The organism is Romboutsia sp. Marseille-P6047 (genome assembly GCF_900604535.1).
Lineage (GTDB): Bacteria > Bacillota > Clostridia > Peptostreptococcales > Peptostreptococcaceae > Romboutsia_E.
Genome location: NZ_UWOT01000004.1, coordinates 260,149 through 286,361 on the forward strand (window position 1 = coordinate 260,149; position 26,213 = coordinate 286,361).

A 26,213-nucleotide genomic window follows, 5' to 3' on the forward strand; every position below is an offset into this window, starting at 1 on the left:
TTCTATTTTTACAGTCATACTTATTTTATCATAATTTGATTTTTTTGGATATAATAAAGCAGTTCCCCACCCTGTATTGTATAACTTACTTCATCTAAATCACATAAATAGCTTATTATTGATACTAGTGAGCTTTTATAAAAATAAAACTCCTTATAGTTGCAATGTAAATCGTTTCTTACAATTATATTTTTTAATAGGGCTTCTATTCCCATAGGCTCTTTTAAATCCTCTTTAATTTGGTTAATGTAATTATTTATAGCATTCTCATGTTTTTCTATTAACTTATAACTATCATCTTTGTTTATTATATTTTTTCCATGTCCTAGCACCATATATTCAAAGTTTATAGTTTTTAATTTATTTAAACTTTCTATATAATCTTTAATATCAAAAACAAATAAAAAATCATATTTATTAAGCATATCTTCACTTACTAATAAATCACCTACAAACAATACCTTATCCTTAGTCATAACACCTATACTTCCAGGTGTATGACCTTTAAATTCTATAATTTTAAAAACTTCTTTATTTATAATAACATTGCCCAAAGTTAACTCTTCATCTATATATAAGCTACTTTGATTACTTCTTTTAAAAAATTCATCAAGAAACTTATTAGATTTCCCTCCGATTATATACTTTGAAAATAGCTCTGGATTCTCTATATATAGTTTCGCATGCTTAGATGATAGTATCTTTATATTTTTGTTTTCTAGTTTATATTCTTTACATGCTCCATAGTGGTCATCATGCTCATGAGTATTTATTATATAACTTATTTCTATGTTATTTTCTTTTAACTCTTTAATAATTTTTCTTGGTCTTAATCCTGGTAAGCCTGGGTCTATAATAATAGCTATGTTATCTGTAAATAAATACAATCCACTATTAGTTCCACCTTTAATATAATAAGTATTGCCCCTTATATTTATTAAACTCATATATTCACCACTTATCTTATTAAAATTTTCTTAAGTCTTTTTATTGTTCTACACCTAATCCTTTCATCTTTAGAAATCTTCACTTTTATATTATAAGCTACATTTTGACTTAATAGAGATTCTATAAAGTACTCTACTATTCCTCTATCTCTAAACTCTATATCTATAATCTCATTTGCAAAAAATCTAGAATCTAAAGTCATTATTTCATCAGAAAAACTTAGCCTATCAGACTTATCTAAATAGTCTTTATCAGGCTTAAAATCTTCGCAATATCTTATTTTAAAGTTTACTACCTCATCACTTATATCAAATCCATGTTCTGATTTCATAAAATCTCTATACTCTTGATTTCTTTTAGTTACGTTATCTAAATTCTTGTTATAATCATCCTTTTTCCAGTGTCCAAATAGTCTACAATTTAGTGGTCTAACTTCATAAATTAAACATCTCTTATTTTCGTCCCTAAAAGGACAACATCTCTTATTTGAATACTCTAAGAAATAATACTCGATTATTCTATCTAATGAGTTCTTTCTTAATATTTCTTTATCTTTTAAGTAATTATATATATTTAAAAACTCTGTTAAGTTAATTCCCACTGATTCCATACAACACTTACCACATCCAGTACAATCTCCACTTGGTAAGCTACTATAAATATTATTTAATTTATCAAATAATTTATTTTCATTAGCAAAATCTATACATTTAAAAATATCTACTTTTTTTATACTAGTCATTGTTATTACTCCTTGTTATAATTATTAGGTTAATACAAACAATTATTATAACACATTTTATATGATTAATCGTAGGAGGTAATTTCATGACTAGATATACAAAAATAATAAACATGATGGATAGCTATTTCGTTAAAGATTATGAAAAAACTAAAAAAGGCATAACTAAAAAAAGAGAAGTTAGAGCTGAAACAGTTCAAAAAGCCTTCTTAAAAGGTGACTGTGAGGTTTTAGTTATTTTAGAAGATAGCGGTAGAGAAATACTTATAGATGATTTTTCTTCAGATGAAGATATAAAGAAATATTTAGGAGCTAAGTTTATAAACCCTAAAAGATAAGTTTATTTAAATACATTTCATTATTTAAATTGGGATAAAAATTAAAAATAAATTTTTTATTTTTATGTATATTAATTTTTGATTGGGTCCATAATATTAATGAAAATTAAATATTTAACTCAATCTCCCCCAATTTTGAGCTTTCATTCCCCCAATGAAAGCTCTTTTTTATTTTATATAGTTAAATATAAGCATATAAGTTATAATTATTAATAATTTAGATTAAGACATTATATTAAAAATAAGAGGTGGCATATATGATAGAAATAGGATTATTAAAACTAGATATAGATTTTGAATATAGAATAATAAGAGAAGAGAACGATGATGTAGATATATTTATAGACGTAAATTATCGTAGTTTAGACTTAGAGTGTGGTGAAAATGATTTTTTTAATGGTAGAATTCAATTTCCCTTTGTAAGATCATTAATATTAAGAATAAATAAAAAAAGCCATTTAATGACTGTACATTTTATGAGAGATATAGATTTATTCTCTGCATTTGCAAACTTTGAATTTGATTATAAAGACTATATTTTTAATATAAAAAATAATAAAGAAAAAGTTTTAATAACAAGAACAAAAAAATAAGGAGCCTTTAAGGCCCCTTATTTTTATTGTTAATTAGATAATAAATCATTTAATCTAACTAGCCAATAATTATTATGAATATTCTATAAATTACATTTGTAGTTTGTAAGGATTAATTTTCTTTTGATTGTCCGAAAGCTGTTAAGTATATTCCCTTTAACTCTTCAACTAGTGGTAATCTTGGGTTAGCAGGAGTACACTGATCATCAAAAGCATCTAAAGATAATTTATCTACTTTTGATAGGAATTGTTCTTCTAATACTCCACACTCTTTTATTGTTTTTGGTATATTTAATTCAACTAATAAGTTGTTTACTGCATCTATTAAGCTTTGAACACCTTCTTCTACAGTATTAGCTTTTAATCCTAAGAATCTAGCTATCTCAGCATATTTCTTATCAGCTACGAACTCCTTATATTTAGGGAACGCAACGAATTTAGAAGGTTTAGTAGCGTTGTACTTTATAACATGTGGTAATAATATAGCATTTGCTCTCCCATGTGGTATATGGAATTCTCCACCTAACTTATGAGCTAATGAATGATTTATTCCTAAGAAAGCATTTGTAAATGCCATACCTGCCATACAAGATGCATTATGCATTTTCTCTCTTGCTTCTTTATCGTTTCCATTTTTATAAGCTTTTGGTAAGTAATCGAATACTAACTGTATTGCTTTTAATGCTAATGCATCTGTATAATCAGTTGCCATTATTGAAACATACGCTTCTATAGCATGAGTTAAAACATCAACTCCTGTATCTGCTGTAACACCTGCTGGTACTGTCATAACTAAAGTTGGGTCTATTATAGCCACATCTGGAGTTAACTCATAGTCAGCTAAAGGATATTTCATATTATTTACTTTATCTGTAACAACTGCAAAAGAAGTAACTTCTGAACCAGTTCCTGAAGTAGTTGGTATAGCTACTAATTGAGCCTGTCTTCCTAATTTAGGGAACTTAAATACTCTCTTTCTTATATCAGCAAACTTTAATCTTAAATCATCAAAGTTAGCTTCTGGATTTTCATAGAATAACCACATAGCTTTAGCAGCATCCATTGCTGAACCTCCACCAAGAGCTATTATAGTGTCAGGCTTGAATTTTCTCATAGCTTCTGCACCATTTAATACTGTTTCTACAGATGGATCTGGCTCTACGTCACAGAATACATCTATCATAACAGGATTTCTTCTTTTTCTTAATTGATTAGTTATCTTATCTACATTTCCTAATTGAACCATGACTCTATCAGTTACTATCATTACTCTGTTAGCATTTGGTAATTTTTCTAAGTAGCTTATAGAACCAAATTCATGGTATATTCTTTCTGGTACCTTGAACCATTGCATATTTACTTTTCTCATTGCAACTTTTTTAACATTTATTAAGTTAGTTGCTGATACGTTTTCTGTTGTTGAATTATTCCCCATTGATCCACATCCTAATGTTAATGATGGTGTATTAACGTTGTATATATCACCTATTGCTCCATGAGTTGATGGTGCATTTACAAGTAATCTACCTGTTCTTACTTTTTGACCAAATTCTAAAATCACATCGTCGTCATTACAGTGTATTACAGCTGAATGTCCTAATCCCCCAAACTCAGTCATCTCTACACATTTTTGTATACCTTCTTGTGCATTTTTAACCTTGAAGCAAGCAAGTACTGGACTTAATTTTTCTTTTGATAAAGGATCTTCCATTCCTACTTTTTCAAGTTCTGCAACTATCATTTTTGCATCTTTTGGAACATTTATTCCAGCCATTTGTCCTATAGTATATGGACTTTGTCCAACTATATTTGGATTTAATGAACAAGTATTATTGTCTATTACTAAATTTTGTAATTTTTCTTTTTCTTCTTTATTTACAAAGTAACATCCATAATATTTCATTAAATCAGTTACTTCATTGTATATTTCTTCATCTATTATAACTGCTTGCTCAGAAGCACATATCATTCCATTATCGAAAGTTTTTGATAATATTAAATCATTTACTGCTTGTTTTATATCTGCAGTTTTATTTATGTAGCAAGGAACATTACCGGCTCCAACCCCTAGAGCTGGCTTTCCTGAAGAGTAAGCTGATTTAACCATTCCTGGTCCACCAGTTGCAAGTATCATTGATACTCCATCGTGCTTCATTAGTAAATTAGTAGCTTCTATTGATGGTTTTTCTATCCATTGTATACAGTCTTTAGGAGCACCTGCTTTTATAGCTGCATCTCTTAATATTCTTGCAGCTTCTGAAGAACATTTTTGAGCTGATGGATGGAAACTGAATATTATTGGATTTCTACCTTTCATTGATATTATTGATTTAAACATTGTTGTAGAAGTTGGGTTAGTAACTGGTGTTACCCCTGCAACAACACCTATAGGTTCAGCTATTAACATATACCCTTCTTCTTCGTTCTTTTCTATAACACCAACAGTTTTGTTGTATTTTATACTATTATATATATATTCTGTAGCAAACATGTTCTTAGTTACTTTATCTTCGAAGATACCCCTTTTAGTTTCTTCCACTGCCATTTGAGCAAGCTCTATATGCTTATCAAGACCTGCCATAGACATTTCTCTAACTATATTATCTATTGCTTCTTGATCTAAGCTTAGCATTGCTTGTTTTGCTTTTTCTGCTTTTTCAACTAATTCATTTATCATATTTTCAACACTACATTCATTATCCACTACTTTTAGCTTTCTTGACTCTTTGCTCATATTTATACCCCCATAAAATTTATTTAAATTCCGTTAGTTATTTAACAAACTTATTATGTAATTTATGATACTTTATCTTAATTTAAGTGTCAATAGATTTTGTTAAATTTTTTTCAATAAGTTTCTAAGAAAACGTTTTTATTTTTATCCTATTAAAAAATGTCTATTTTTCAATACTTTAACTATAATTTTTTTCATACTTTTTTAATATATTCAGCATATTGTATACAATTTTACTATTTTTTTCATTTGTTAAATTTTATACATTCTTTGTTTTTATAAAGCAAAAAGTTTATTAAGATAATTATAAATACTTATATCTTAATAAACTTTTTCATATAGAATCTATTTAAATGTAATTATAATTTCTTCGTATCCTATATTTTTTAATAAATTTGATAAGCTGGTCTTTGTACTTACTTTTATTTCATTTATAAAACCTTCTTCAATTATTTTTTCTTCATATTCGTCCTTATACTTACTAATATCTGATAAAATTTCATTAGTATCTAATTTATTAAATATAGAATTCTTTACATCATAAACATATAACTTTTCATCATCAATGTAATGATCTAGTATTCTACACTGTTCTACTTCTATTTTTATTTTTTTACCTGTATTCTCTACTATATGTATATCTTCTGGTTTGATTCCTCCATTTATTATTCCTTCATACTTAATAATAAAAGATTGCTCAGTAAAAGGTATTTTTATATCATTTATACTTTTATCCTTTTTTACTGCTACAATATTACTATAAGTATACTTTACAGTATTTAAATCTAAAACTTGACTTATCGTAGATAATACTTTTGTATTATCTTCATATTCATTATTTTCATTTATAAATGTTTTAATAGTAAAACCTAACGTTATTATGAGTATTAAAATGGGTAATAATACAAGTACTTTATTAATTTTTTTCCTTTTTATCAACAAATATCTGCCTCCTTTTGGTATAATATTTAGGAATTAAACTTAGTCTTAACCTATTATCAAAATGATTTTAGTTAATTATATTCACTTTTTTATGAAAGGAGTTTTAAAATGACATTATTAGTTTTCGGGCACAAGAATCCAGATACAGATTCAATATGCTCATCAATTTCATTAACATACCTAAAAAATCAATTAGGTGAAAACGCAGTAGCATGCGCTTTAGGAGAGCCAAGAAAAGAAGCTCAATTTGCTTTAAATTATTTTAAAGTAGATGCTCCTAAAATATTAGATAACGTAAAAATACAAGTTAAGGACTTAAGCTATGATAAAGTTGAAGCTTTAACTCCATCAGCTTCAGTTTTAGAAGCATATTCTCTTATGAGTGATAAAGGTGTTAAGACTTTACCTGTAGTATCTGAATGTGGTAAGTTTGAAGGAATAATAACTATGAAAGAAATAGCTGAAAGCCTTCTTCATCAACATTTCAATACTATACACACTTCTATATCAAATATATGCAAGAACCTTAATGGTTCAGTCCTTATAAATTGTAACGAAGAAGTAACAGGAAGAGTTGTTACTTTATCATTCAACATGGATACAGTGATGGACTTATTATGTGAAGGTGATATCGGTATAGTTGGAAATAGATACGATATGATAGAGTATGCGATAGATACTAAAGTTAAACTTTTAGTTGTTACTGGCGGCACTACTATAAGCGAAGAATTATTAGCTCTTGCTAAACAAAATGGTGTTTCTATAATATCAGTTGAAGCTGATACATATAAAACATCAAACATTATAAATCAATGTAATTACTTAGCAGATATAATAACTAAAGAAAATTTAGTTGTTTTCAATGAAAGTGATTATGCGGATGATGTTAAAGAAACTATGCTAAACACAGACTTTAGATCTTACCCTGTAGTTGATGATAATAATAACTTCTTAGGATTAGTTTCTAGAGAGCACCTTTTAAATCCAACTAAGAAAAATGTAGTATTAGTTGACCACAATGAGGTTGCTCAAAGTGCTGATGGTATAGAACAAGCTAACCTAGTTGAAATAGTTGATCATCATAAGATAGGTGGAATATCTACTGATGTACCTTTATCAATAAGAGTTATGCCTGTTGGATGTACTTGTACTATAATCTACAAGATGTTTAAAGAACACAATGTTGAAGTACCTAAACATATTGCTGGATTATTATTATCTGCTATATTATCAGATACTTTAATATTTAAATCTCCTACAACTACTGAATTAGACAAAGAAGCTGCTAATGAATTAAGTAAAATAGCTGGTGTTGATATGGAAAGCTATGGAATGGAAATGTTCAAATTCGGAACTTCTTTAGACGAATTCAGCATAGAAGAAATCGTAAATATGGACTTTAAAGAATTTAATATGAGTGGTAAGAGAGTTGGTATAGGTCAAGTATTTACTTTAGATATGGACTCTATATTCGCTAAGCAAGATCAATTCTTATCTTATATAAACTCTACTGAATATGATATGCTAATTCTTGCTATAACTGATATAATACAAGAAGGTTCTTATCTTATATACAAAGCTGAAGATAAGTTAATTTCTGAAGCGTTTAATGTTACTGGTGCTCAAGGTGTATTTGCACCAGGTGTAGTTTCAAGAAAGAAACAATTAGTACCAAACTTAACTACTGCAGTTAGAAATATGTAATATAAAATAAAAAAGATGAACTCTAAGAGTTCATCTTTTTTTATAAAATACGTTTTATTTGCTTGATTCACTATGATGGTGTAATCAATTAACTGGTTTAACATTAATATTTCTTTTTGTTTAAATGCGTTTTTGGATTTATCACTTTACTATTCTATACAAAATTCGACATATTGTAAAGATAAAAATCACTATATTTAAAACTTTTTTAAACTACATTTTTTCTACGTCTGAATAATCCACTCCAAATGTTTCTACTGTAACATTCTTCATTGTTTGAGCTTCTTTTGGCTTGTCCATTCTATCTGTTCTTGTATTAGCTATTTCATCTACTACATCTAATCCTTCTATAACTCTACCAAAAGATGCATATTCTCTATCTAAATGTGGAGATGTTTGATGCATTATAAAGAACTGAGAACCTGCTGAGTTAGGATTCATTGTTCTAGCCATTGATAATACTCCTCTTTCATGCTTTAAGTTATTAGTGAATCCATTGTTTGTGAATTCTCCTTTTATAGAGTATCCTGGTCCACCCATTCCATTTCCATTTGGGCATCCACCTTGTATCATAAATCCTGGTATTACTCTGTGGAATCCAACTCCGTTGTAATATCCTTTTTCTATTAAACTTACGAAGTTTTTAACAGTATTTGGAGCTATATTTGGGTATAACTCTGCTACTATCTTCTTTCCATTTTCCATTTCTATAGTTACTATTGGGTTTTTATTTTCCATTTTGTTATTCTCCTTCCAAATTGAATTATGTATATCATATATATTATATACTAACATAATAAAAAATAAAGCCAATATTCGCCATATAAAAATAAAATTCTAAATCTAATTAATTCTTAAAACTAAAAATAGTGTTAAGAATAAACTTAACACTATTTTATATAATAAAAACAAAACTTATTTTGTTTTAGTATTCTTATCTTCTTTGTTTAATTGTGGTGTTTCTTTGTAGTCTATTTTTAATAATTCTAATATTTGCTTAGCTCTATCTTTTGTAGACCCTTTAACTTCTATGAAGTTTATATTTTCAGATTTTAAGAATTGTAATATAGCATCATCTATCTGTAAAGCTATATCCTCTGCTTGCCATCTAACACCGTCTTGAACATATCCAAATTCTCTTGGTACATAAACTATCATATCATAGTTTTGAATATCTTCTAATGCAAGAGAATATAAATCTTTTAATATTTCTATTTCTTTTTTAGTTCTTTCTTTATTTCCTAACATAAATCTTCCATATATGTAAGGTACAAAAGTTGCATAATCTGTAAGAGCATAATCAAAGCTTGATAATTCATCTTCTAATTTTTTTTGCCCTAAATATATTCCATATTGTTCAGATATAGTCTCTATCATACCCTTATCTTTTAAGTATTCAGTTGAGTATTCTAAAGCATATCCTGCATTTAATCCAGCTATTTTCATTTCAACATATAAATGTTGTATTAATGTTGTTTTCCCACATCTTGGACCACCTAAAACGGCGATTCTTTTAGTTGCCATAATTTATATCAACTCCATGTCTGTTTTTGTCATTTTTGAAGAACTTTTATATTATACTAATTTTTCAAATTTTATTCAATACATTTGATACAATTCTATTAATTAACATATAATTGTTCATATTATTTGATTACTTTTCTAAATTTAGTAACTTACCTATTTCATATCCCTCTTTGTACATACTTTCACAGAATTCTTTATTAAATCTAAGTGTATCTTTGCTTGTAAGTACACTATTTGGTCTAACTATTATTATTTTATCTTCATCTATTTTAGATTTTATATTTTCTGGCAGCTTATAATCATGTCTAGTTGATATAATTATTATTTTGTCCATATCTTCATCTATCAAAGGCTCTACAAGAGTATTTCTAACTAATCCTCCATCTAGCTTTTCATTTTCATATAAACCTTCATTTAAATCTTTAATAAATTGTTCTTTTAATGGTAACATACCTTTTGGGTTAAATGGTAAAAGTGAGCTATACTTTATAGCATTCAAACATTCCTTCTTATCTAAATTAGATACATCTGTTACTATTTCTTCTATATTTTTATTGCTTATATGTACATAATTTACAAAAAACTTAGTATCTTTATTATATTTATTATCAAGCTTTTCTAAAGCATTTATAATTTCAGAATTATCCACAGTATTATTTATAATTTTAACTTTATTTTCTGAATTTTCCTCAATATTTATCCACATATCTTCTAAGTTTTCAACATTGTCTGTGAATACAAAGTATCCATTTATTGATCCTATGGATGTTCCAGATATAGATGCAAAATTGTTAATCCCTTTATCATTTAATGCTTTTATCACTCCTGCTTGATAAGATCCCTTAGCTCCTCCTCCAGGAAGGCATAATCCTATTCTCATAGTTAATACTCCTTTTCTTTATACTTCAAAAAATGTATTAAATGTTTTATATATATCATAATGGTCTTTTACACTACCTAATTCTCTTATTGAGTGCATAGCAAGTATTGGGCTTCCTATATCTACAGATGGTATATCTATATGAGTAGATGATATAGGACCTATTGTACTTCCTCCTCTTTCATCTGATCTATTTACAAATTCTTGATAGTCTACATTTGCTTCTTTACATATACATTTATATATTGATGATGAATAAGCATCACTTGTATATGACTGATTTGCATTTATTTTTATTACAGGACCTCTTCCAAGGACTGGTCTATTAGTTGGATCATGCTTTTCAGCCATATTAGGATGGGCTCCATGAGCCAAATCTGCAGATATCATAAATGATGAGTACATTGATGTAAAAAATTCTTCTCTATCTTTTCCTAATGATATACAAATTCTTTCTAATGTATTTAATAACATATTAGAGTCTGCACCTTGTTTAGTTGAACTACCAATCTCTTCATTATCAAATATAGAAATTAAGTTTATACCTTTCTTTCCATTTGCATTTATAAGAGCATGTAAACTTGCATGAGCCATTGATAAGTTGTCCAATCTTCCTGTCGATATAAATTCTTCATTTATACCCATTAAGCATCCTTTTTCATATTCATATAAAAATAAATCGAAATCTAATATTTCACTCTTTTCTATATTTAACGCATTAGCTATTTCTTTAATTAATAAGTTATTATTTTCTAATGTGTTATTTATCAATCCAATTAAAGGTAACATATCTTTTTGCTTATTATATTTGTATCCCTCATTCACACTTCTATTTAAGTGTATTGCTACATTAGGAATTATACAAATTGGTTTATTTATATTTATAAGTCTTTCTATTGGTTTTAATATATTTTCACCCTTTATTACAACTCTACCAGCTATTGATAAAGGCCTATCTAGCCATGTACTTAAAATGGGACCTCCATAGCATTCTGTATTTAGTTTTAAGTAAGTATTTTCTGCTTTCATTTCAAAATTAGGCTTTATTCTAAATGAAGGTGAATCAGAATGAGAACCTATAATTTTAAATCCTTCTTTTTCTATGTCTTTAGTATTAATTTTAAAAGCTATTAGTGCAGAAGAATTTTTTGTTATATAGTACTTTCCACCAACTTCTAAATCCCACTTTTCATTTAATTTAATCTCATTAAATCCATTTTCATCTAAAAGTTTTTTAGATGTATCTACTGCATAAAAAGAGTTTGGGCTTTTATATATATAATCTATTAAATCTTTAGCAAATTCTTTAGTATTCACAATACCCCTCCTAAATTTATAATAAATCTAATGTTGTATATTCTTTATTTATTGTTTTTAAACCTTGATTATCAAATGCTATTGTAACATCAGTACCTTTCATCATAACTACTGTTCCTACCCCAAATTTAGGATGGTGTACTTTTGATCCTGGTTTAATATCGTCTATATTAGTTTCTTTTCCAGTATCCTTAACTGTAGCATTTACTTTCTTAGCAATGGATGATTTTTGTATATTATTCATATACTTTTTAGTATATTTATCTAATATATTATAATTTGCTTTAGAATAAGTTAATTCGTTATCTGATTGGTTAAGCCTTTCTATACATTCTTTTGGTAATTCTTCCATGAATCTAGATGCTACTGATGGATTAGTTTTACCATATAAAGTTCTTTTTTGTGTTAATGTCATATATAACTCTTCTTTTGCTCTAGTTATACCAACATAACAAAGTCTTCTTTCTTCTTCGATATCAGAATCTCTCATAGAAGTTATTGCTCTAGATATTGGGAATAGTTTTTCCTCCATTCCTGTTAAGAATACAACTGGAAACTCAAGCCCTTTTGATGTATGTATAGTCATTAAGGAAACTTTATCATTTTCTTCATCTTCACTAGATTCTGAAGTAAGAGCAACTGTTGTTAAGAATGTTTCTAAATCTTTTTCCTCACTATTTTGTTCAAATTCTAATGCTACTGATATAAATTCTTTTAAGTTTTCTATTCTATCTTCTGCCTCTTCTTTTTTACTATCTTTTTGCAACTCATCTATATATCCTGAAGTATCTAATACCTTTTCTATTAGCTTACTTACTGGATATACCTCTTTTATTGTTCTTAAAGTACCCATTAAATCAACAAATCCACTTATACTAGCTCTAGCTTTTGTTGATATATCTGAATTAGTATCTATATCTATAAGTACAGAATATAAACTTTCTTGCTTTAAACTAGCTCTATCTTCTATTTTTTCTATAGTTCTAAGACCTATACCTCTTCTAGGTACATTTATTATTCTTTTTAAGGATATATCATCTTGTGGATTTTGTATAACTCTTAAGTATGCAATTAAGTCTTTTATTTCTTTTCTCTCATAGAATTTAGTTCCACCATAAATATTATATGGTATTTGACTTCTATTTAAAGCATCTTCAACTGGACGTGCCTGAGCATTTGCCCTATAAAGAACGGCAAAGTCACGATAGTTCCTTCTATCTCTTCTTTTTAATCTTGATATAGTATCTGCTATAAATTCAGCTTCATCAATTTCATCAGACGCAAGTTGTATCTTTATTAATTCTCCGTCTTTTTGTTCACTCCAAAGTTTTTTTCTTTTTCTTTCTATGTTATTAGATATAACGGTATTTGCAGCATCTAAAATTATTTGCGTTGATCTATAGTTTTGCTCTAATTTTACCACATGAACATCATCATAATCTTTTTCAAATTCAAGTATATTCCTTATGTCAGCACCTCTCCAACCATATATACTTTGGTCATCATCTCCAACAACACATATGTTTTGATGCTGTCTTGCTAACATTTTTATTAATTCATATTGAGCCTTACTTGTATCTTGATACTCATCAACCATTATATATTTAAACCTACTTCTATAAAACTCTAATGTTTCTGGGTCTTCCCTAAATAACTCAACAGTTTTATATATTAAATCATCAAAGTCTAATGCACTATTTCTTTTTAAACGATCTTGATATAATGCATATATATCTGCTATTTTTGAATTTCTTGCATCATCTCTATATAACTCTTTAAATTTAGCTGGGCTATATAGCTTATCTTTAGCTCCTGATATAGTACTTATAACTGACTTAGGTTCAAATACCTTATCACTTAAGTTTAATTCTTTTAAACAGTCTTTTATTAATGTAACTTGATCCGCACTATCATATATTACAAAACTTCTATTGTATCCTATTCTATTTATTCCTTTTCTAAGTATACGTACACAACAAGAGTGGAAAGTCGTAATCCACATATCTTTTGTATCAAGATCTGTAATAGTTTCTTCTACCCTTTCCCTCATCTCTGTTGCAGCTTTATTTGTAAATGTTATAGCTAATATATTCGCGGCTTGAACATTCTTATCTTCCATTAAATGTGCAATCCTCGTTGTTAAAACTCTTGTTTTACCCGAACCCGCACCTGCTAGTATAAGAACAGGTCCTTCTGTTTTCTCAACAGCTTCTCTTTGGGCAGGATTTAATGTATCTAAATTCATTTTATTCCTCCTATTTGTAAAGTTATAAATATATTTTAATCGAAAACCATAGTTTATTCAAATTTTAAGTAAGATAGCATATTATAATCATCTCCAATATCTACTTCTTCTAAAATAAAAAGTTATTTAGAATACAATAAAAAGCTATAATTTATAAAAGTTTTATTATAAATCATAGCTTTTTATTATATTATTTTATTTAACTTTTAACATGTTCATGATTTTTATCGTGTTCATGGTCATGTACGTGAAAATGTTCATGTATATGACTTCCTGTCAACCCATTATCATGATTATGGTCATGTCCGATACCTTCTATATGATCATGAAGATGCTCATGATTATGTATATGTGTATGATTATGATTATGTTTTTTATGTTCTTTTTTATTACTATAATATCCATTTTCATATATATCATGATGCATTGCAAACTTAGTTAAATCTACTACTCTTGTACAAATTCTATCTACTAATGCTTTTTCATGACTTATAACTATCATCCCTATATTATATTTCTTCACATGTTCAATTACTACATTCCATATTTGAGCTTGAGTTATTGCATCAAGCATAGTTGTCATTTCATCTGCTATTAAAAATTTAGTATCCTTCGATAAAGCTCTCAGTACGCAAAACCTTTGTAGTTCTCCTCCTGATAATTCACTTGGCCATCTATTTAACCATTCATCTTTAATACCCATAGCCTGGATTAGTTCTTTAGATGGTTTAAATGCCTCATTTATTATCTTGCTCATCTTCCACTTAGGATTTACTGATTTTTCTGGATGCTGAAATATTAATTGAACAGGATTATACTCTTTTTTATTTTTCTTTTCATAACCATCAATTACTACACTTCCACTTTCAGGCTTTTGATAACCTGATAATATTTTTGCTAATGTAGTTTTTCCAAATCCACTTGGAGCAACTAACCCTACTATTTCTCCGCTTTTTATTTCAAAATCTATATCTTTTAATATATATCTATCATTACTATACTTAAAGTTTATCCCTTTAGCTCTAAGTTGCATATAAACATCTCACCATCCCGTTTCTAACCTCTTTTGAACTCGGTCTTATCATTTTACAATCAGAAGATGATTTATCACATCTATCATAAAATAAACACCCCTTTGGTAATTCATTTGGCAAAGGCTGATTTCCCCTTATTGGCTTAAATCCACTTTGAGGCAAAGCCTCATAAAGAGCCTTTGTATATGGGTGTCTAAGATTTTCTCCTTTATTTTCAAAATCTTTCACACTAGCTATTTCTAAAGTAGTCCCTGCATAAAATATAGCAATTTTATCAGCAATCTTAAGAGCAGCTTCTATATCATGGGTTATCATAAGCACTGCACATCCACTATTAGCAATCTCTCTAAAGTCTTGTAAAGCTTCATTAAGAGATTTTTCATCTAAACCCGGTGTTGGTTCATCAGCAATTATTACTTTTGTATCAGATACCAATGCTGTTGATAAAAGCACCTTTCTAGCCATTCCTCCGGATAACTGAAATGGATAATAGTTATCCACCCTTTTATCTAAACCATACTTTTCAAATACTTTTCTTTGAATTTTATTTGAGTTTTTTTTATCTTTTATAGATATTTTTACCTGCTTAGATACTTTCATTAATGGGTCTAAATAGTTTACTGATTGAGGTATTAAAACTATTTCATTCCCTCTTAATCTCTCTTTATCTATTTGGCTTAATTCTTTACCATTATATATTACAGCTCCCTCTGTAGTAGCATTATTTGGAAGTATACCAAGTATAGCATGTGCTAATAAGCTCTTTCCAGAACCACTTGATCCCACTACAGCTAATATTTCTCCTTCACACAATTCTACATCCAGATTAGTTATTACTTTTAAATTTCTTCTTCTTAATCCTTTTGTATATTGAGAAAAAGAAACTCCTAAATCTTTAACTTTTAATATTGGTTCCTTTTTCATATTCCCTCCTATTTATATGCTGTTTTTGGATTTATTAATTGGCTAAATTTTTTCCCTATATTGTCTACCATAAGCGAAACTATTACCAAACTTAAACCTGGGAAAAATGCTAACCACCATCTACCACTACTTAAGTATTTCATTGCTTCAGATAAGATAATACCAATTGCAGGTTCGTGAGGTGGTAACCCAAACCCTAAAAATGTAATAGATGCTTCATGTAAAACTGCATGTGGAAATACTAATACTATACCTACAAGCAATTGTGGAATTATATGTGGTAATATATGATTAGTAGCTATATATAAATTAGACTTGCCAAAGTTTCTAGATATCTTTGCGTAATCTGATTGTTTTATTTGAATAACTTCTGCTCTTATTACTCTAGTTAAAGATGGCCAATGAGTAAGTGATACACCTAAGATTACCCCCTTTAATCCTCCACCAACTGATATAGATATTAGTATTACTATTAATGTATGAGGAACTGATAATACTAAATCTATGAACCAACTTATAAATGAATCTACAGTGTTTCCTAAGGTAGCTCCAATTACACCTAATGTTAATGCTATTAATCCACTTATAAATGATGATAATAACCCTATTTTCATACTTAAACTTAATCCCTTAATAGTTCTATATAGCATATTTCTTCCTACCCAATCAGTACCAAATAATAATTCTAAACTAGGCGCTTGATTCTTGTTAAGGAGATTTATAGATATTTGTTCCTCTGTTATTAAACTTCCAAATATAATTATACTTCCTAAAAATATAGTAAAAATACCTATAGAAATTAATGTTTTTTCCCTTATTCCAAAACTAATTTGGGACCTTTTATTATTATCAATATATACATTTCGAGCCTCATTCATTATATTTCTTGTCCCTCCCTTATTCTTGGATCTATAACCTTATATAAAATATCAGCTATTAAGTTTCCTGTATATACAAATACTAAACTTATTATGACTATACCCATTAGCAATGGTAAGTCTCCTTTTAATCCTGCTTGAACAGTGGCTTGACCAAGACCAGGGTATGAAAATACTTGCTCTGCAAAAACTGCTCCTGCAAATAGTTCACTAAATGATAAAAATTGTAATGTTATAGCTGGTAGTGAAACATTTTTTATAACATGATTAAAAACAATACTTTTCTTACTTTCTCCACGTGCTTTTGCAAAAAGTATATAGTCACTTTCTAATATTTCTATAACTTTTTCTCTAGTATGAAGACATATATTCGCAACACCTATTATACTTAGTGTCAGCGCTGGCAATACAAGATGATTTATCATACTTTTAAATGTTACTTCTTCTGATAATACTCCTATTGGCACTCCAAGACCTACAGGGAACCATTTTAACTTTACTGCGAATATCATAATAAACAATATTCCTAACCAAAATGTAGGTGTAGAAATTAAAACATAGCAGTAGGACCTAATTACTTTATCTATAAATTTTCCTTCATTAATTCCTGATATTATTCCCATAATAAATCCTAATAGTCCTGATATAACCCAAGCTAATAACATAAGCGCCAATGATGCAATAAACCTTTCTCCTATAACATCTACTACAGCTCTTCTATATATCATAGATGTACCCCAATCACCTTTAATCATAGATTTAAACCATGACATAAATTTTTCTACTGGTGGTTTATTTAGACCCCAATGTTCAGCTATATTTTCACGCTGCTCTAAGCTTACCTTTGTATCTGCACCTACATATGCTGTAACTGGATCTATTGGAGAATATTCCATCAATGCAAATGTTATTATACATAAAGCAATTAAAAGCGATGCTAATCTTGCTAACTTTTTTAATATATATATGGCTAGATTTTTTCTATTTTTCATATATAAATTCCTTCCTTGAATATAGTTCATTAGTGCACAAGAGGGCATCCTCATATAGAGAATGTCCTACCTTAATAATTTATTTCCAACTCCACTCAGTTACATTATCAAATATTCTTCCACCATGTGGTTGAACAACTGGAGTTCCTATATCTAAATCTTCGCTCATTATATATATATGATTAACATTTACAAGCCAAGCATAAGTAGCATCCCCTTTATTAGAAAATCCTGTAGAACCATCCCATTGAGCTTTTTTCCAAAACTCTAAAGCCTCTTCTTCATTTTCACTATCAATAGCCTGATCTATATAACTATCGACAGTTTCATTTTTGTAGTAACCTGCATTATCCCAAGGTATTCCTCCCCCAGATGCTTTACTACTATATAGGTTGTATAATTCTGATGGATCTCCTGATCCAAATCCAAATAGAACTGCTTCTGAATGTATTTCATCTACTATATTATCCCAAGTCTTAACTTCTAAACTAACTTTAATTCCTAATTCTTTTGCTACTTCAACAAATGCTAAGCCAAGTTCCTGTCTATATTTACCATCAGTATATAATAACTTAAATTCTGCTTCTAAACCATCTTTATCTATAGTTCCATCTGAATTTGTATCCTCCCAACCTGCGTTCTTTAATATTTCTTTAGCTTCATCTATATTTCCATCTTCTTTTATTATAGTTTCTTCATTTAACCAAGGCATTTTTTCAAGTCCTGTAGTTGATGGTGTCCCATATCCTTCTAGTACACCTTCAACTATCTCGTCTCTATCTACAGCTATATTTAAAGCTTTTCTTATTGCTTCATCACTTGTTACATCATTTCCTATAGAGTTCCCATCATTATCTTTTTCTCCACTTTTTTGCATAGGGAATTCTACACCAAAAGTTTCTATTGTATCTAAATCAACAATTTTTGTACCATCAACTTTTTCACTTGCTAAAGATCCTGTTATAGATGCCATATCAACATCTCCTGATTTTACCGCTGCATAAGCAGCATCAGTATCTAAAAACACCATAGTAAGTTTATCTATGCCTGCAGCATCACCATAATAATCTTCATTTTTTTCTGCTATAACTTGTTGACCTTTATCCCATTGTACAAATTTAAATGGTCCAGATCCAATTGGATTGTCTGCGAAATTTTCATTATGAGCATGTTTGGGAACAATTCCTAAATACGCTAATTTTTCAATAAATGTTGACTGTGGTTTAGTAAGTTTAAACTCTATTGTATTCTCATCTATAGCTGTTACACTTTCTAGCATTGTTAAATCTATTTCAGAACCACTCTCTTTCGCAGTTTCATATGTATAAACAACATCTTCACTTGTTAAAGATTCCCCATCAGTAAATTTAACATCATCCCTTATTTTCACTATCCATGTTAATCTATCTTCAGACACTTCATATCCTGTAGCTATATCATTTTCTATTCCTAATTCTTTATCTCTTTTAAATAAAGTACTAAAAAATACTTTTGTCATAGAACCATGTCCGCCTGTTGTAGCATCAAACCCAGCTTCTAGCTCACTTGCTACTGCAACTACAAGCTCATTATTAGACTTTCTTTCACTTACTGCACTAGCTTTAGATGAATCATTATTCTTTGAATCAGTATTAGAACATCCTACTAAAGATATTGTTGTAAGTGATAAAACTAACATTAATGAAATAGATTTTCTTAATTTTTTTAGTATCATTTTTACTCCCCCTTATAATAGATACATTTCTCCATAAAAAAAGGCTTTTATATGTATTTTAATAAAATTATGTATCCTCACATAAAATTACTTTTACATATAAAAACCTTCATGGTTCTAATTTATTACTTCTTCTTTCATAGAAGAACTTATTTTATACTTAAATTATGGCACACATGTCAAAATATTGTCAATTTATATCGTGGTACATTTTGTCTTAAATATCGACAAATACTCTAGTTGATTTTAATCTCCCCATTTACAATTCTATCTTGTTGCTCTTTTATTATATCTAATACCTCACTTGGTACATTAATATCTGTAGTAGGTGCTATTCCAACCCCACCTTCTTTTAATCCATATACAGTAACTTGTCCACCTTTAAACTTACCTTCTTTAGCTTGCTCTATTATATCATATACACCTATGTCGACTCTTTTCATTGCTGAGGTTATTACATTATTTGGAGCTAAACTATTTTGATCCATATCAACACCTATTGCATACTTATTTTGTTCTTTAGCTGACTCTATAGCTCCTGTACCAACATTTCCTGCAGCTGAAAATATAATATCTATATTTTTAGAATACATCTGATTTGCTATAGATTTACCCAAACTAGCATCGTCGTATGAATTTGCATATTGAGATAGTAAGTCTACTCCTTCTTTGCCATCTTTAACACCCTTTTTAAATCCTTCTTCAAATCTAGTTATATTAGGATCTTTCATACCACCTATAAAACCAACTTTATTAGTTTCCGTCATATTGCTAGCTATTAATCCAACTAAATAAGCAACTTCTCTTTCATCAAAAGTTACACAAGCCATATTTTGAGGAATTTCCTTTCCTTCCTCTTCATAATTATGATCTATAATTACAAAGTTTCTATCTTCATATATTTGAGCGGCTTCTAACATAGCTTTTGCTGTAGTATAACCTACACCTATCACTAGGTCTACATCTTGGTCTATAAATGTCTCTATATTAGGCTTATAATCTGCCTCTTGGTTTGCTTCTAAATAATTTCCTATAACCCCTAGATTCTCTTTTGCTTTATCAAATCCTTCTAGTGATGATTGATTGAAGCTTTGATCATTTGCACCACCTTCTCCAAGAACAATACCAATTTTAAACTCATATGTACTTTCTGCCTCTGCATCATTACTATTTGTTGAATTACATCCTATTACCCCAAAAGTAAAGACTACGCTTAGCATTATTAAAAATAATAATTTCATTTTTTTCTTCATAGTATTCCTCCTAAACCCCAGTTTATATGTTATATTTTACCAAGTGTATATACACTTGTAAATACAAAATATCCCTAGAACTTTGGAGAAATTCTAGGGTACCATCAAATTTGGTTAAGGGTTATTTATTTAATCTATATAAAATAGGTTGAGGGCTAATTAAGGATTTACTATTACTTTAGACTTACTCCAAAACTTATATAACTCTTCTTCAGTCCTAAATAATGGTAAATCTAAGTTATTATGAAGCTTTACTAACCAAGGTAACTCTAAACCTGCTCTTAATATCTTTTTTTCATCATTAAAAACAGTATCTGTTCTACCTTCGCTAATTATTTCACCTTGATTTAAAACATATATATAGTCACAGATTTCATATATTAAATTCATATCATGACTAGAAATAACAATTTTTATACCTTTCTTTTTTAAATTATTTATAATATCAACTATAGCTCTAGTACTAATTGGATCTAATCCTGCAGTTGGCTCATCTAAAAGTACCATTTTATTTTCCATAGCTATAACAGATGCTATAGCTACCCTTTTTTTCTGTCCATAGCTTAAAAAGTGTACAGGTCTATCAATAAGATGTAATCCATTTACTGATTCAAGTGCTTTAGTTATTCTTTCTTTTATGATACTTTCTTTTATACCTAAATTTCGTAAAGCAAATGCTATATCATCATAAACCATAGAGTAAAATATTTGTTTTTCAGGATCTTGAAACACTATCCCTACTTCTTTTCTTAAATCATATAGATACTTTTTGTTATATTTAATAATATCATTTTTAAATAATATAGTTCCTAAATCTGGCTTTAAAATACCCATCATATTCATAAATAATGTGGATTTTCCAGAACCATTGCTACCTATTATCCCTATTATATCTCCTTTATCAAAATCCATATTTATATTTGATAAAGCTAGTTTATCCTTTTCATACTTATAAGTTAAGTTATTTATTTTAAACATACTATTCTCCTACTATATAGAATCTATCATCATATAATTTCATGTCTAACGATATACACATCTCTTCATATCTAATCATCATTCTCTTATATAATAAATTTCCCAAAAGCCCAAAAGACTTATAAGATGTCTTTAGGTTTGTATATCCAAATCTTAACTCCTGAGACTTACGTATATCTGATACTTCTTCTAAAAATATAAATATAAATCTATAAATTAACATTGATAACTCTAAAATTATAGTTGGCATATGTAAACTTTTAAATATAAATAAAAGTTGATTAAATGGTATCGTTAATATTATAAAATAAACACAAGTCAAACATGACATTGCTCTAAATAATATTTGAAGTGATATATTTAGTGATTCTTTAGAAATACCTATATAATTGCTACATATACAAAAGCTTTTAATTAGTAAGTTTGGATCATTAGATATATTTATAAGAGTCGTAGTTATACTCATAATTAAAAATATCATTGGTATCTTCAAGAGCTTTATATAACCCTTTATATCGATTTTAGCAATTCCAACTATTATTACACTCATTAATAAAATAATAAGTGATAAAATAATTAAATTTTTTATTAACATAGATCCTAATAAAAAAATTATACCTACTGCAAATCTTATATTTGGATTTGTATGTATTAATTTATTTGAATAAGCATATTTATCAATTATTATCATATTAATATCTTCCTTCTGTATATATTATAAATAAAAAAAGCCTAACTATTTGGTTAGGCTTTAATCTCATAATAAAATCACCTGATATGTGATTCACCATAATCTTTTCCTCCCCGAAAAAGTTATTTTAAAATATCATAGGCAGGTCTCCTGACTTAGCTTCATTCTACTCCTTCTCCTTCCCATAGTAACTAATACCACAGTGGTTTTTAAAAGTTTCGTCCACCTTACAGTAGCGGGGGCTGTAGAGGAATTTCACCTCTTTCCCTATTAATCTAATTCATGTTAGAACCTATTGATACTTTTTTATTTAATTTACATCTTTGTACTAATATCTATTTCTATATTATAATTTATATTCCTTTTTTATATTTTTAATTTTCTATAATTTTTTTTAAATAATTTGAAACAATATCTGAGAATTTTTCTATGTCTCTAGTATATATAAAATCTTTTCCATAGATTAATTTTTCTGCATCAATTTCATTTTCTTTACCTGTAAATACTCCTAAGACTAAAATTTCATTTTGTCTAGCAATTCTTACTTCTTTAGCAGTATCATTTACAGCTATTTTACCTTTATAAGATATTTCACCTCTTATACTTCGTTCTTTACTTGAACCAAATTTAACATCATTAGGTTTTCCATCACTTAGTACTATTAAAATTTTATTTTCTTCTTCCCTTTCTAATAAACCTTCACATACAGATTTTATAGCAAGACCATCTCTATTGTTACCAGAACAAAAATACTCAAATATATTATCATTTTTATCTATAGAGTCGTTATAATCTCTAAACCTTTTTAAAATTGTATAATCTAAAAAGCTAGAAAATGCGCTAACTCTATTAGGTATACCTGCCAGTGTAAGAGCACTAGAGATTATGTATACTTGTATTGCAACTTGATACTGATTTCTACTTTGTGAACCACTTGAGTCTAACAATATGTCAATTACATATCTTCCTTTTTTGTTTTCTATATTTCTATAAAATATTTTAGTATTATTACTTCTTCCAACCCTCCATGCCCTTTTTGCATCAATAGTCCCGTAATCTGAATAAATTCTATCTGTAATATTTTCTTCTACAAGTATCCTCATTAAATTTTCTTTTAATCTATTTATACTTCTTTTATACACTCTTATATTTTCTCTGTACTTTTTCAAATTATTTTCTTTATGTCTTGTAACATATTTAACTTGAAAAACATTTTTACATTCTGATCTTAAAACTCCTTCTGTAAAATGCACCCTACATCCCTCATGTACATTTCTACAATTTTTAACTTCTATTCTTTTTATTTCACTTTTATTTAAATACGATTTTCCATAGTAATATTCTATTTTATCATAAATTTTATTAGCAATTTCCTCATCGATATATATAACTCTATTAAGTGAACTTTTCTCACTATTAACTTTCCTTTCTCCTATACTTTCAACTAGCATAGAAGAAGATATTGAGTTAAGTTCATTTTCTATAGAATCTTCCTCATCACTATATAATTCATCATACATAAAATCTGAAAATGTATCAAAATCTATATCTACATCTTTGAAGTCTATATCTTGGCTACATTCACTTAATTTTAAATCTTGTTTTATTTCATTAAAATATCTTATATAAAGTTTATCTATATCTTTTAATATTTCTACTAATTCATTACCTAGGTTTATATTTTTAATATCATTTATAATTCTTCTACTTAACCCATCTACAAAAGGATGTTTTCCTATACCTTCTAAAATAAATATATACTTAATTTTTTGTAAAATATCATTTTTATATATTGTATTAAATTCATTAATTATATCTTTATATGCCTTTGATCTTATATCTTCAATTCCAGGCCTATCCTTTATAACCTTAGATTCTACTAAGTTATTTAAAACTACTTGTAATAGAGTTAATAAAGTATCTTTATTATATCCTTTATTAACTCTATTGGGTAAATACTTCTTCACTATATTCCAATCTACATACTTTCTTCTAGCTCCAGCCATAATTCCCAAATATAAATATACATCTTTTGAAGAGTAATTTTTTTCTAAAACTTCAATATGTTCATTATAATTTCCACTTATAGTCCAAGCAATATTATTAACTCTATTATCTAAATCATAATCACTATATACCCATTTCATAGTATCACCTAAATATTACTCATTAAATTTATGTACTTGTTTATTTGAAAATATATCTTCGCTAGTCCATTTTTCTGGTATTCTAGTTCTAATGACATCTCCAACAATTTCTTTTTCATATACATCAAAGCTTTTACTTACCATTCCCATATTGATTGCCTCTAATGGAGAAAGGCCTCTTCTTATGACTTTTAATGATCCTATTAATCCTCTTAAATCTATAGATTTTGTAGATATTTCTCCATTTTGAGATTTTAACTGCAAATCTAAAAATAATCCTATAAATTGATTTAATTTATCCTCATCTGCATCTGGAAATTCATTAGATAAAATTAAGTTTAATTTATCTTCTTTTACAGAAGGTATATCAATTACCATAAACCTAGAAACCAAAGCCTCATTTAATTCTTTAGTCCCTGCATATTCATAGTTCATTGTTCCTATAAATCTTGTTGCTGGATGCAAACTTATTCTTTCATATCCTGGGACATCTATTATTCTTCTATAATCTAATGCTGAATGTAAAACTACTATAGCATCATTTTTTGCCATATTTATTTCATCAAAAATACCAAATCCACCATGAACAGCACACTCATATACTGATCCTCTTCTTAACTTTACTTCATTATCTATAAATGTATCTGTGCCAATTAAAGTTGAACTATCTGTATTTATATTAAAAGATGTATTCCATTGTGGTCTGTTAAATAACTCAGATAGATTGTCTGCTAATAAGTTTTTTCCAGTTGCTTTTGGACCGGATAGAAGTATATTTTCTCCCTCCAAAATAGCCGATATACACATAGATAATATTTCTTTTCCATAAAAATATGTCTTAGATTTACTTACTCTATATTGCAAATCTTTATCTATACTATAATATTTTCTAAAATATAGTATATCATTTATTAAGCTATCACTTATCCCCTGATTCCTTAAATTTTTTATAATATCCATTACTGCAATCCCCCTTAGTAGTTAATAGATTCTATATTAATATTAACATAAAAAAACTACCTAATATTAATACTTTCTTAATAAAAAAAGTTATTAATATTAGGTAGTTTTTTTGTATAATGTAAACTCAAAATTTTTAATTTCTATTAATAAATTTAATTATTTAATATAAATTAAAAGAAGTAAAATCTAAATTTTTATAAAAAAAAAGATTACGTGGCTACGTCTTACTCTCCCGGGAGGTTGCCCTCCGAGTACCATCAGCGCTAAAGAGCTTAACTTCTGTGTTCGGAATGGGAACAGGTGTATCCTCTTTGCTATAATAACCACATAATCTTTATTTGGAGCGGGTGAAGGGGATCGAACCCTCACAGCCGGCTTGGAAGGCCGGAACTCTACCATTGAGCTACACCCGCATATATTTAGAGTTAATACTCTAAAAACTGCATATCATCTATTGATTTATCATTTAATATTTTTAGCAACCGAAATCTACCTTATAAATTCTTTTAATAATGATTTGGTTGGCGATATAAACCTTTAGGTTTATTTTGGTCAAGTCCTCGACCTATTAGTATCGATAAGCTAAATACATTACTGCACTTACACCTTCGACCTATCAACCAGGTAGTCTTCCTGGGGTCTTACCCTTACGGTGGGAAATCTTATCTT

General features: G+C 28.1%; 22 protein-coding genes, 1 tRNA gene, 2 rRNA genes and 1 riboswitch. Of the genes, 3 read left to right on the forward strand and 22 right to left on the reverse strand.

Annotated features, from left to right (window positions below):
• Positions 1–20: 20 nt before the first annotated feature.
• Both EIH23_RS06220 and EIH23_RS06225 read right to left on the reverse strand, forming a co-directional pair.
• On the reverse strand, positions 21–947 hold the full coding sequence (locus tag EIH23_RS06220) for an MBL fold metallo-hydrolase (RefSeq protein ID WP_122639361.1): 927 nt from the start codon (positions 945–947) through the stop codon (positions 21–23).
• Positions 948–958: 11 nt separating this feature from the next.
• Complete coding sequence (locus EIH23_RS06225; protein WP_122639362.1) at positions 959–1,690, reverse strand: YkgJ family cysteine cluster protein; 732 nt, start codon at positions 1,688–1,690, stop codon at positions 959–961.
• A gap of 86 nt (positions 1,691–1,776) precedes the next feature.
• Between EIH23_RS06225 and EIH23_RS06230 the strand changes: the two genes are divergently transcribed.
• Both EIH23_RS06230 and EIH23_RS06235 read left to right on the forward strand, forming a co-directional pair.
• Complete coding sequence (locus tag EIH23_RS06230; protein ID WP_122639363.1) at positions 1,777–2,028, forward strand: hypothetical protein; 252 nt, start codon at positions 1,777–1,779, stop codon at positions 2,026–2,028.
• A 257-nt stretch (positions 2,029–2,285) separates the two neighbouring features.
• Positions 2,286–2,621 (forward strand): hypothetical protein, encoded by a 336-nt coding sequence (locus EIH23_RS06235; RefSeq protein ID WP_122639364.1) that lies wholly within the window; start codon positions 2,286–2,288, stop codon positions 2,619–2,621.
• 112 nt (positions 2,622–2,733) lie between these two features.
• Here the strand turns inward: EIH23_RS06235 and adhE are convergent, their stop codons facing one another.
• Entirely contained in the window at positions 2,734–5,355 is a 2,622-nt protein-coding gene (gene adhE, locus EIH23_RS06240; protein ID WP_122639365.1) for a bifunctional acetaldehyde-CoA/alcohol dehydrogenase, read from the reverse strand.
• A 345-nt stretch (positions 5,356–5,700) separates the two neighbouring features.
• Entirely contained in the window at positions 5,701–6,294 is a 594-nt protein-coding gene (locus EIH23_RS06245; RefSeq protein WP_164489000.1) for a DUF4230 domain-containing protein, read from the reverse strand.
• A gap of 111 nt (positions 6,295–6,405) precedes the next feature.
• Between EIH23_RS06245 and EIH23_RS06250 the strand changes: the two genes are divergently transcribed.
• Positions 6,406–8,001: a putative manganese-dependent inorganic diphosphatase gene (locus EIH23_RS06250; protein ID WP_122639367.1), complete on the forward strand. Its 1,596-nt coding sequence runs from the start codon at positions 6,406–6,408 to the stop codon at positions 7,999–8,001.
• Between the two features lie 213 nt (positions 8,002–8,214).
• Here the strand turns inward: EIH23_RS06250 and EIH23_RS06255 are convergent, their stop codons facing one another.
• From EIH23_RS06255 to EIH23_RS06340, 18 genes are all read right to left on the reverse strand, one after another.
• Positions 8,215–8,739, reverse strand: coding sequence for a peptidylprolyl isomerase (locus tag EIH23_RS06255; protein WP_122639368.1), 525 nt, complete (start codon positions 8,737–8,739; stop codon positions 8,215–8,217).
• A gap of 177 nt (positions 8,740–8,916) precedes the next feature.
• Positions 8,917–9,525 (reverse strand): AAA family ATPase, encoded by a 609-nt coding sequence (locus tag EIH23_RS06260; RefSeq protein WP_122639369.1) that lies wholly within the window; start codon positions 9,523–9,525, stop codon positions 8,917–8,919.
• A gap of 130 nt (positions 9,526–9,655) precedes the next feature.
• Positions 9,656–10,408 carry a patatin-like phospholipase family protein gene (locus tag EIH23_RS06265; RefSeq protein WP_122639370.1) on the reverse strand — a complete coding sequence of 251 codons (753 nt, stop codon included), beginning with the start codon at positions 10,406–10,408 and terminating at the stop codon, positions 9,656–9,658.
• 18 nt (positions 10,409–10,426) lie between these two features.
• Positions 10,427–11,725 (reverse strand): M18 family aminopeptidase, encoded by a 1,299-nt coding sequence (locus tag EIH23_RS06270; protein ID WP_122639371.1) that lies wholly within the window; start codon positions 11,723–11,725, stop codon positions 10,427–10,429.
• 16 nt (positions 11,726–11,741) lie between these two features.
• Positions 11,742–13,970 (reverse strand): DUF3553 domain-containing protein, encoded by a 2,229-nt coding sequence (locus EIH23_RS06275; protein ID WP_122639372.1) that lies wholly within the window; start codon positions 13,968–13,970, stop codon positions 11,742–11,744.
• Positions 13,971–14,169: 199 nt separating this feature from the next.
• The gene (locus EIH23_RS06280; protein WP_122639373.1) at positions 14,170–15,003 is read right to left on the reverse strand and encodes an ABC transporter ATP-binding protein; all 834 of its coding nucleotides are present in this window, start codon (positions 15,001–15,003) and stop codon (positions 14,170–14,172) included.
• The gene (locus tag EIH23_RS06285; protein WP_122639374.1) at positions 14,993–15,928 is read right to left on the reverse strand and encodes an ABC transporter ATP-binding protein; all 936 of its coding nucleotides are present in this window, start codon (positions 15,926–15,928) and stop codon (positions 14,993–14,995) included. The genes EIH23_RS06280 and EIH23_RS06285 overlap by 11 nt, the downstream gene beginning before the upstream one ends.
• An 8-nt stretch (positions 15,929–15,936) precedes the next feature.
• The gene (locus EIH23_RS06290; protein ID WP_122639375.1) at positions 15,937–16,806 is read right to left on the reverse strand and encodes an ABC transporter permease; all 870 of its coding nucleotides are present in this window, start codon (positions 16,804–16,806) and stop codon (positions 15,937–15,939) included.
• The gene (locus tag EIH23_RS06295; protein WP_122639376.1) at positions 16,806–17,798 is read right to left on the reverse strand and encodes an ABC transporter permease; all 993 of its coding nucleotides are present in this window, start codon (positions 17,796–17,798) and stop codon (positions 16,806–16,808) included. Before EIH23_RS06295 ends, EIH23_RS06290 begins: the two co-directional genes overlap by 1 nt.
• A 79-nt stretch (positions 17,799–17,877) precedes the next feature.
• Positions 17,878–19,512 (reverse strand): ABC transporter substrate-binding protein, encoded by a 1,635-nt coding sequence (locus EIH23_RS06300; protein WP_122639377.1) that lies wholly within the window; start codon positions 19,510–19,512, stop codon positions 17,878–17,880.
• Between the two features lie 236 nt (positions 19,513–19,748).
• On the reverse strand, positions 19,749–20,765 hold the full coding sequence (locus EIH23_RS06305; protein ID WP_122639378.1) for a BMP family lipoprotein: 1,017 nt from the start codon (positions 20,763–20,765) through the stop codon (positions 19,749–19,751).
• A gap of 159 nt (positions 20,766–20,924) precedes the next feature.
• The gene (locus EIH23_RS06310; protein WP_122639379.1) at positions 20,925–21,743 is read right to left on the reverse strand and encodes an energy-coupling factor ABC transporter ATP-binding protein; all 819 of its coding nucleotides are present in this window, start codon (positions 21,741–21,743) and stop codon (positions 20,925–20,927) included.
• 1 nt (position 21,744) lies between these two features.
• A complete protein-coding gene (gene cbiQ, locus EIH23_RS06315; protein WP_122639380.1) occupies positions 21,745–22,434 on the reverse strand; it encodes a cobalt ECF transporter T component CbiQ in 690 nt (229 codons plus the stop codon).
• Between the two features lie 123 nt (positions 22,435–22,557).
• Positions 22,558–22,746, reverse strand: a riboswitch (cobalamin riboswitch).
• Positions 22,747–22,808: 62 nt separating this feature from the next.
• On the reverse strand, positions 22,809–24,581 hold the full coding sequence (locus EIH23_RS06320) for a nitric oxide reductase activation-like protein (RefSeq protein ID WP_122639381.1): 1,773 nt from the start codon (positions 24,579–24,581) through the stop codon (positions 22,809–22,811).
• Positions 24,582–24,596: 15 nt separating this feature from the next.
• The gene (locus tag EIH23_RS06325; protein WP_122639382.1) at positions 24,597–25,541 is read right to left on the reverse strand and encodes an AAA family ATPase; all 945 of its coding nucleotides are present in this window, start codon (positions 25,539–25,541) and stop codon (positions 24,597–24,599) included.
• Between the two features lie 214 nt (positions 25,542–25,755).
• A 5S ribosomal RNA gene (gene rrf, locus EIH23_RS06330) occupies positions 25,756–25,872 on the reverse strand.
• An 11-nt stretch (positions 25,873–25,883) separates the two neighbouring features.
• Positions 25,884–25,957 (reverse strand) — tRNA-Gly (locus EIH23_RS06335).
• A 135-nt stretch (positions 25,958–26,092) separates the two neighbouring features.
• A 23S ribosomal RNA gene (locus EIH23_RS06340) occupies positions 26,093–26,213 on the reverse strand; the annotation flags it as partial.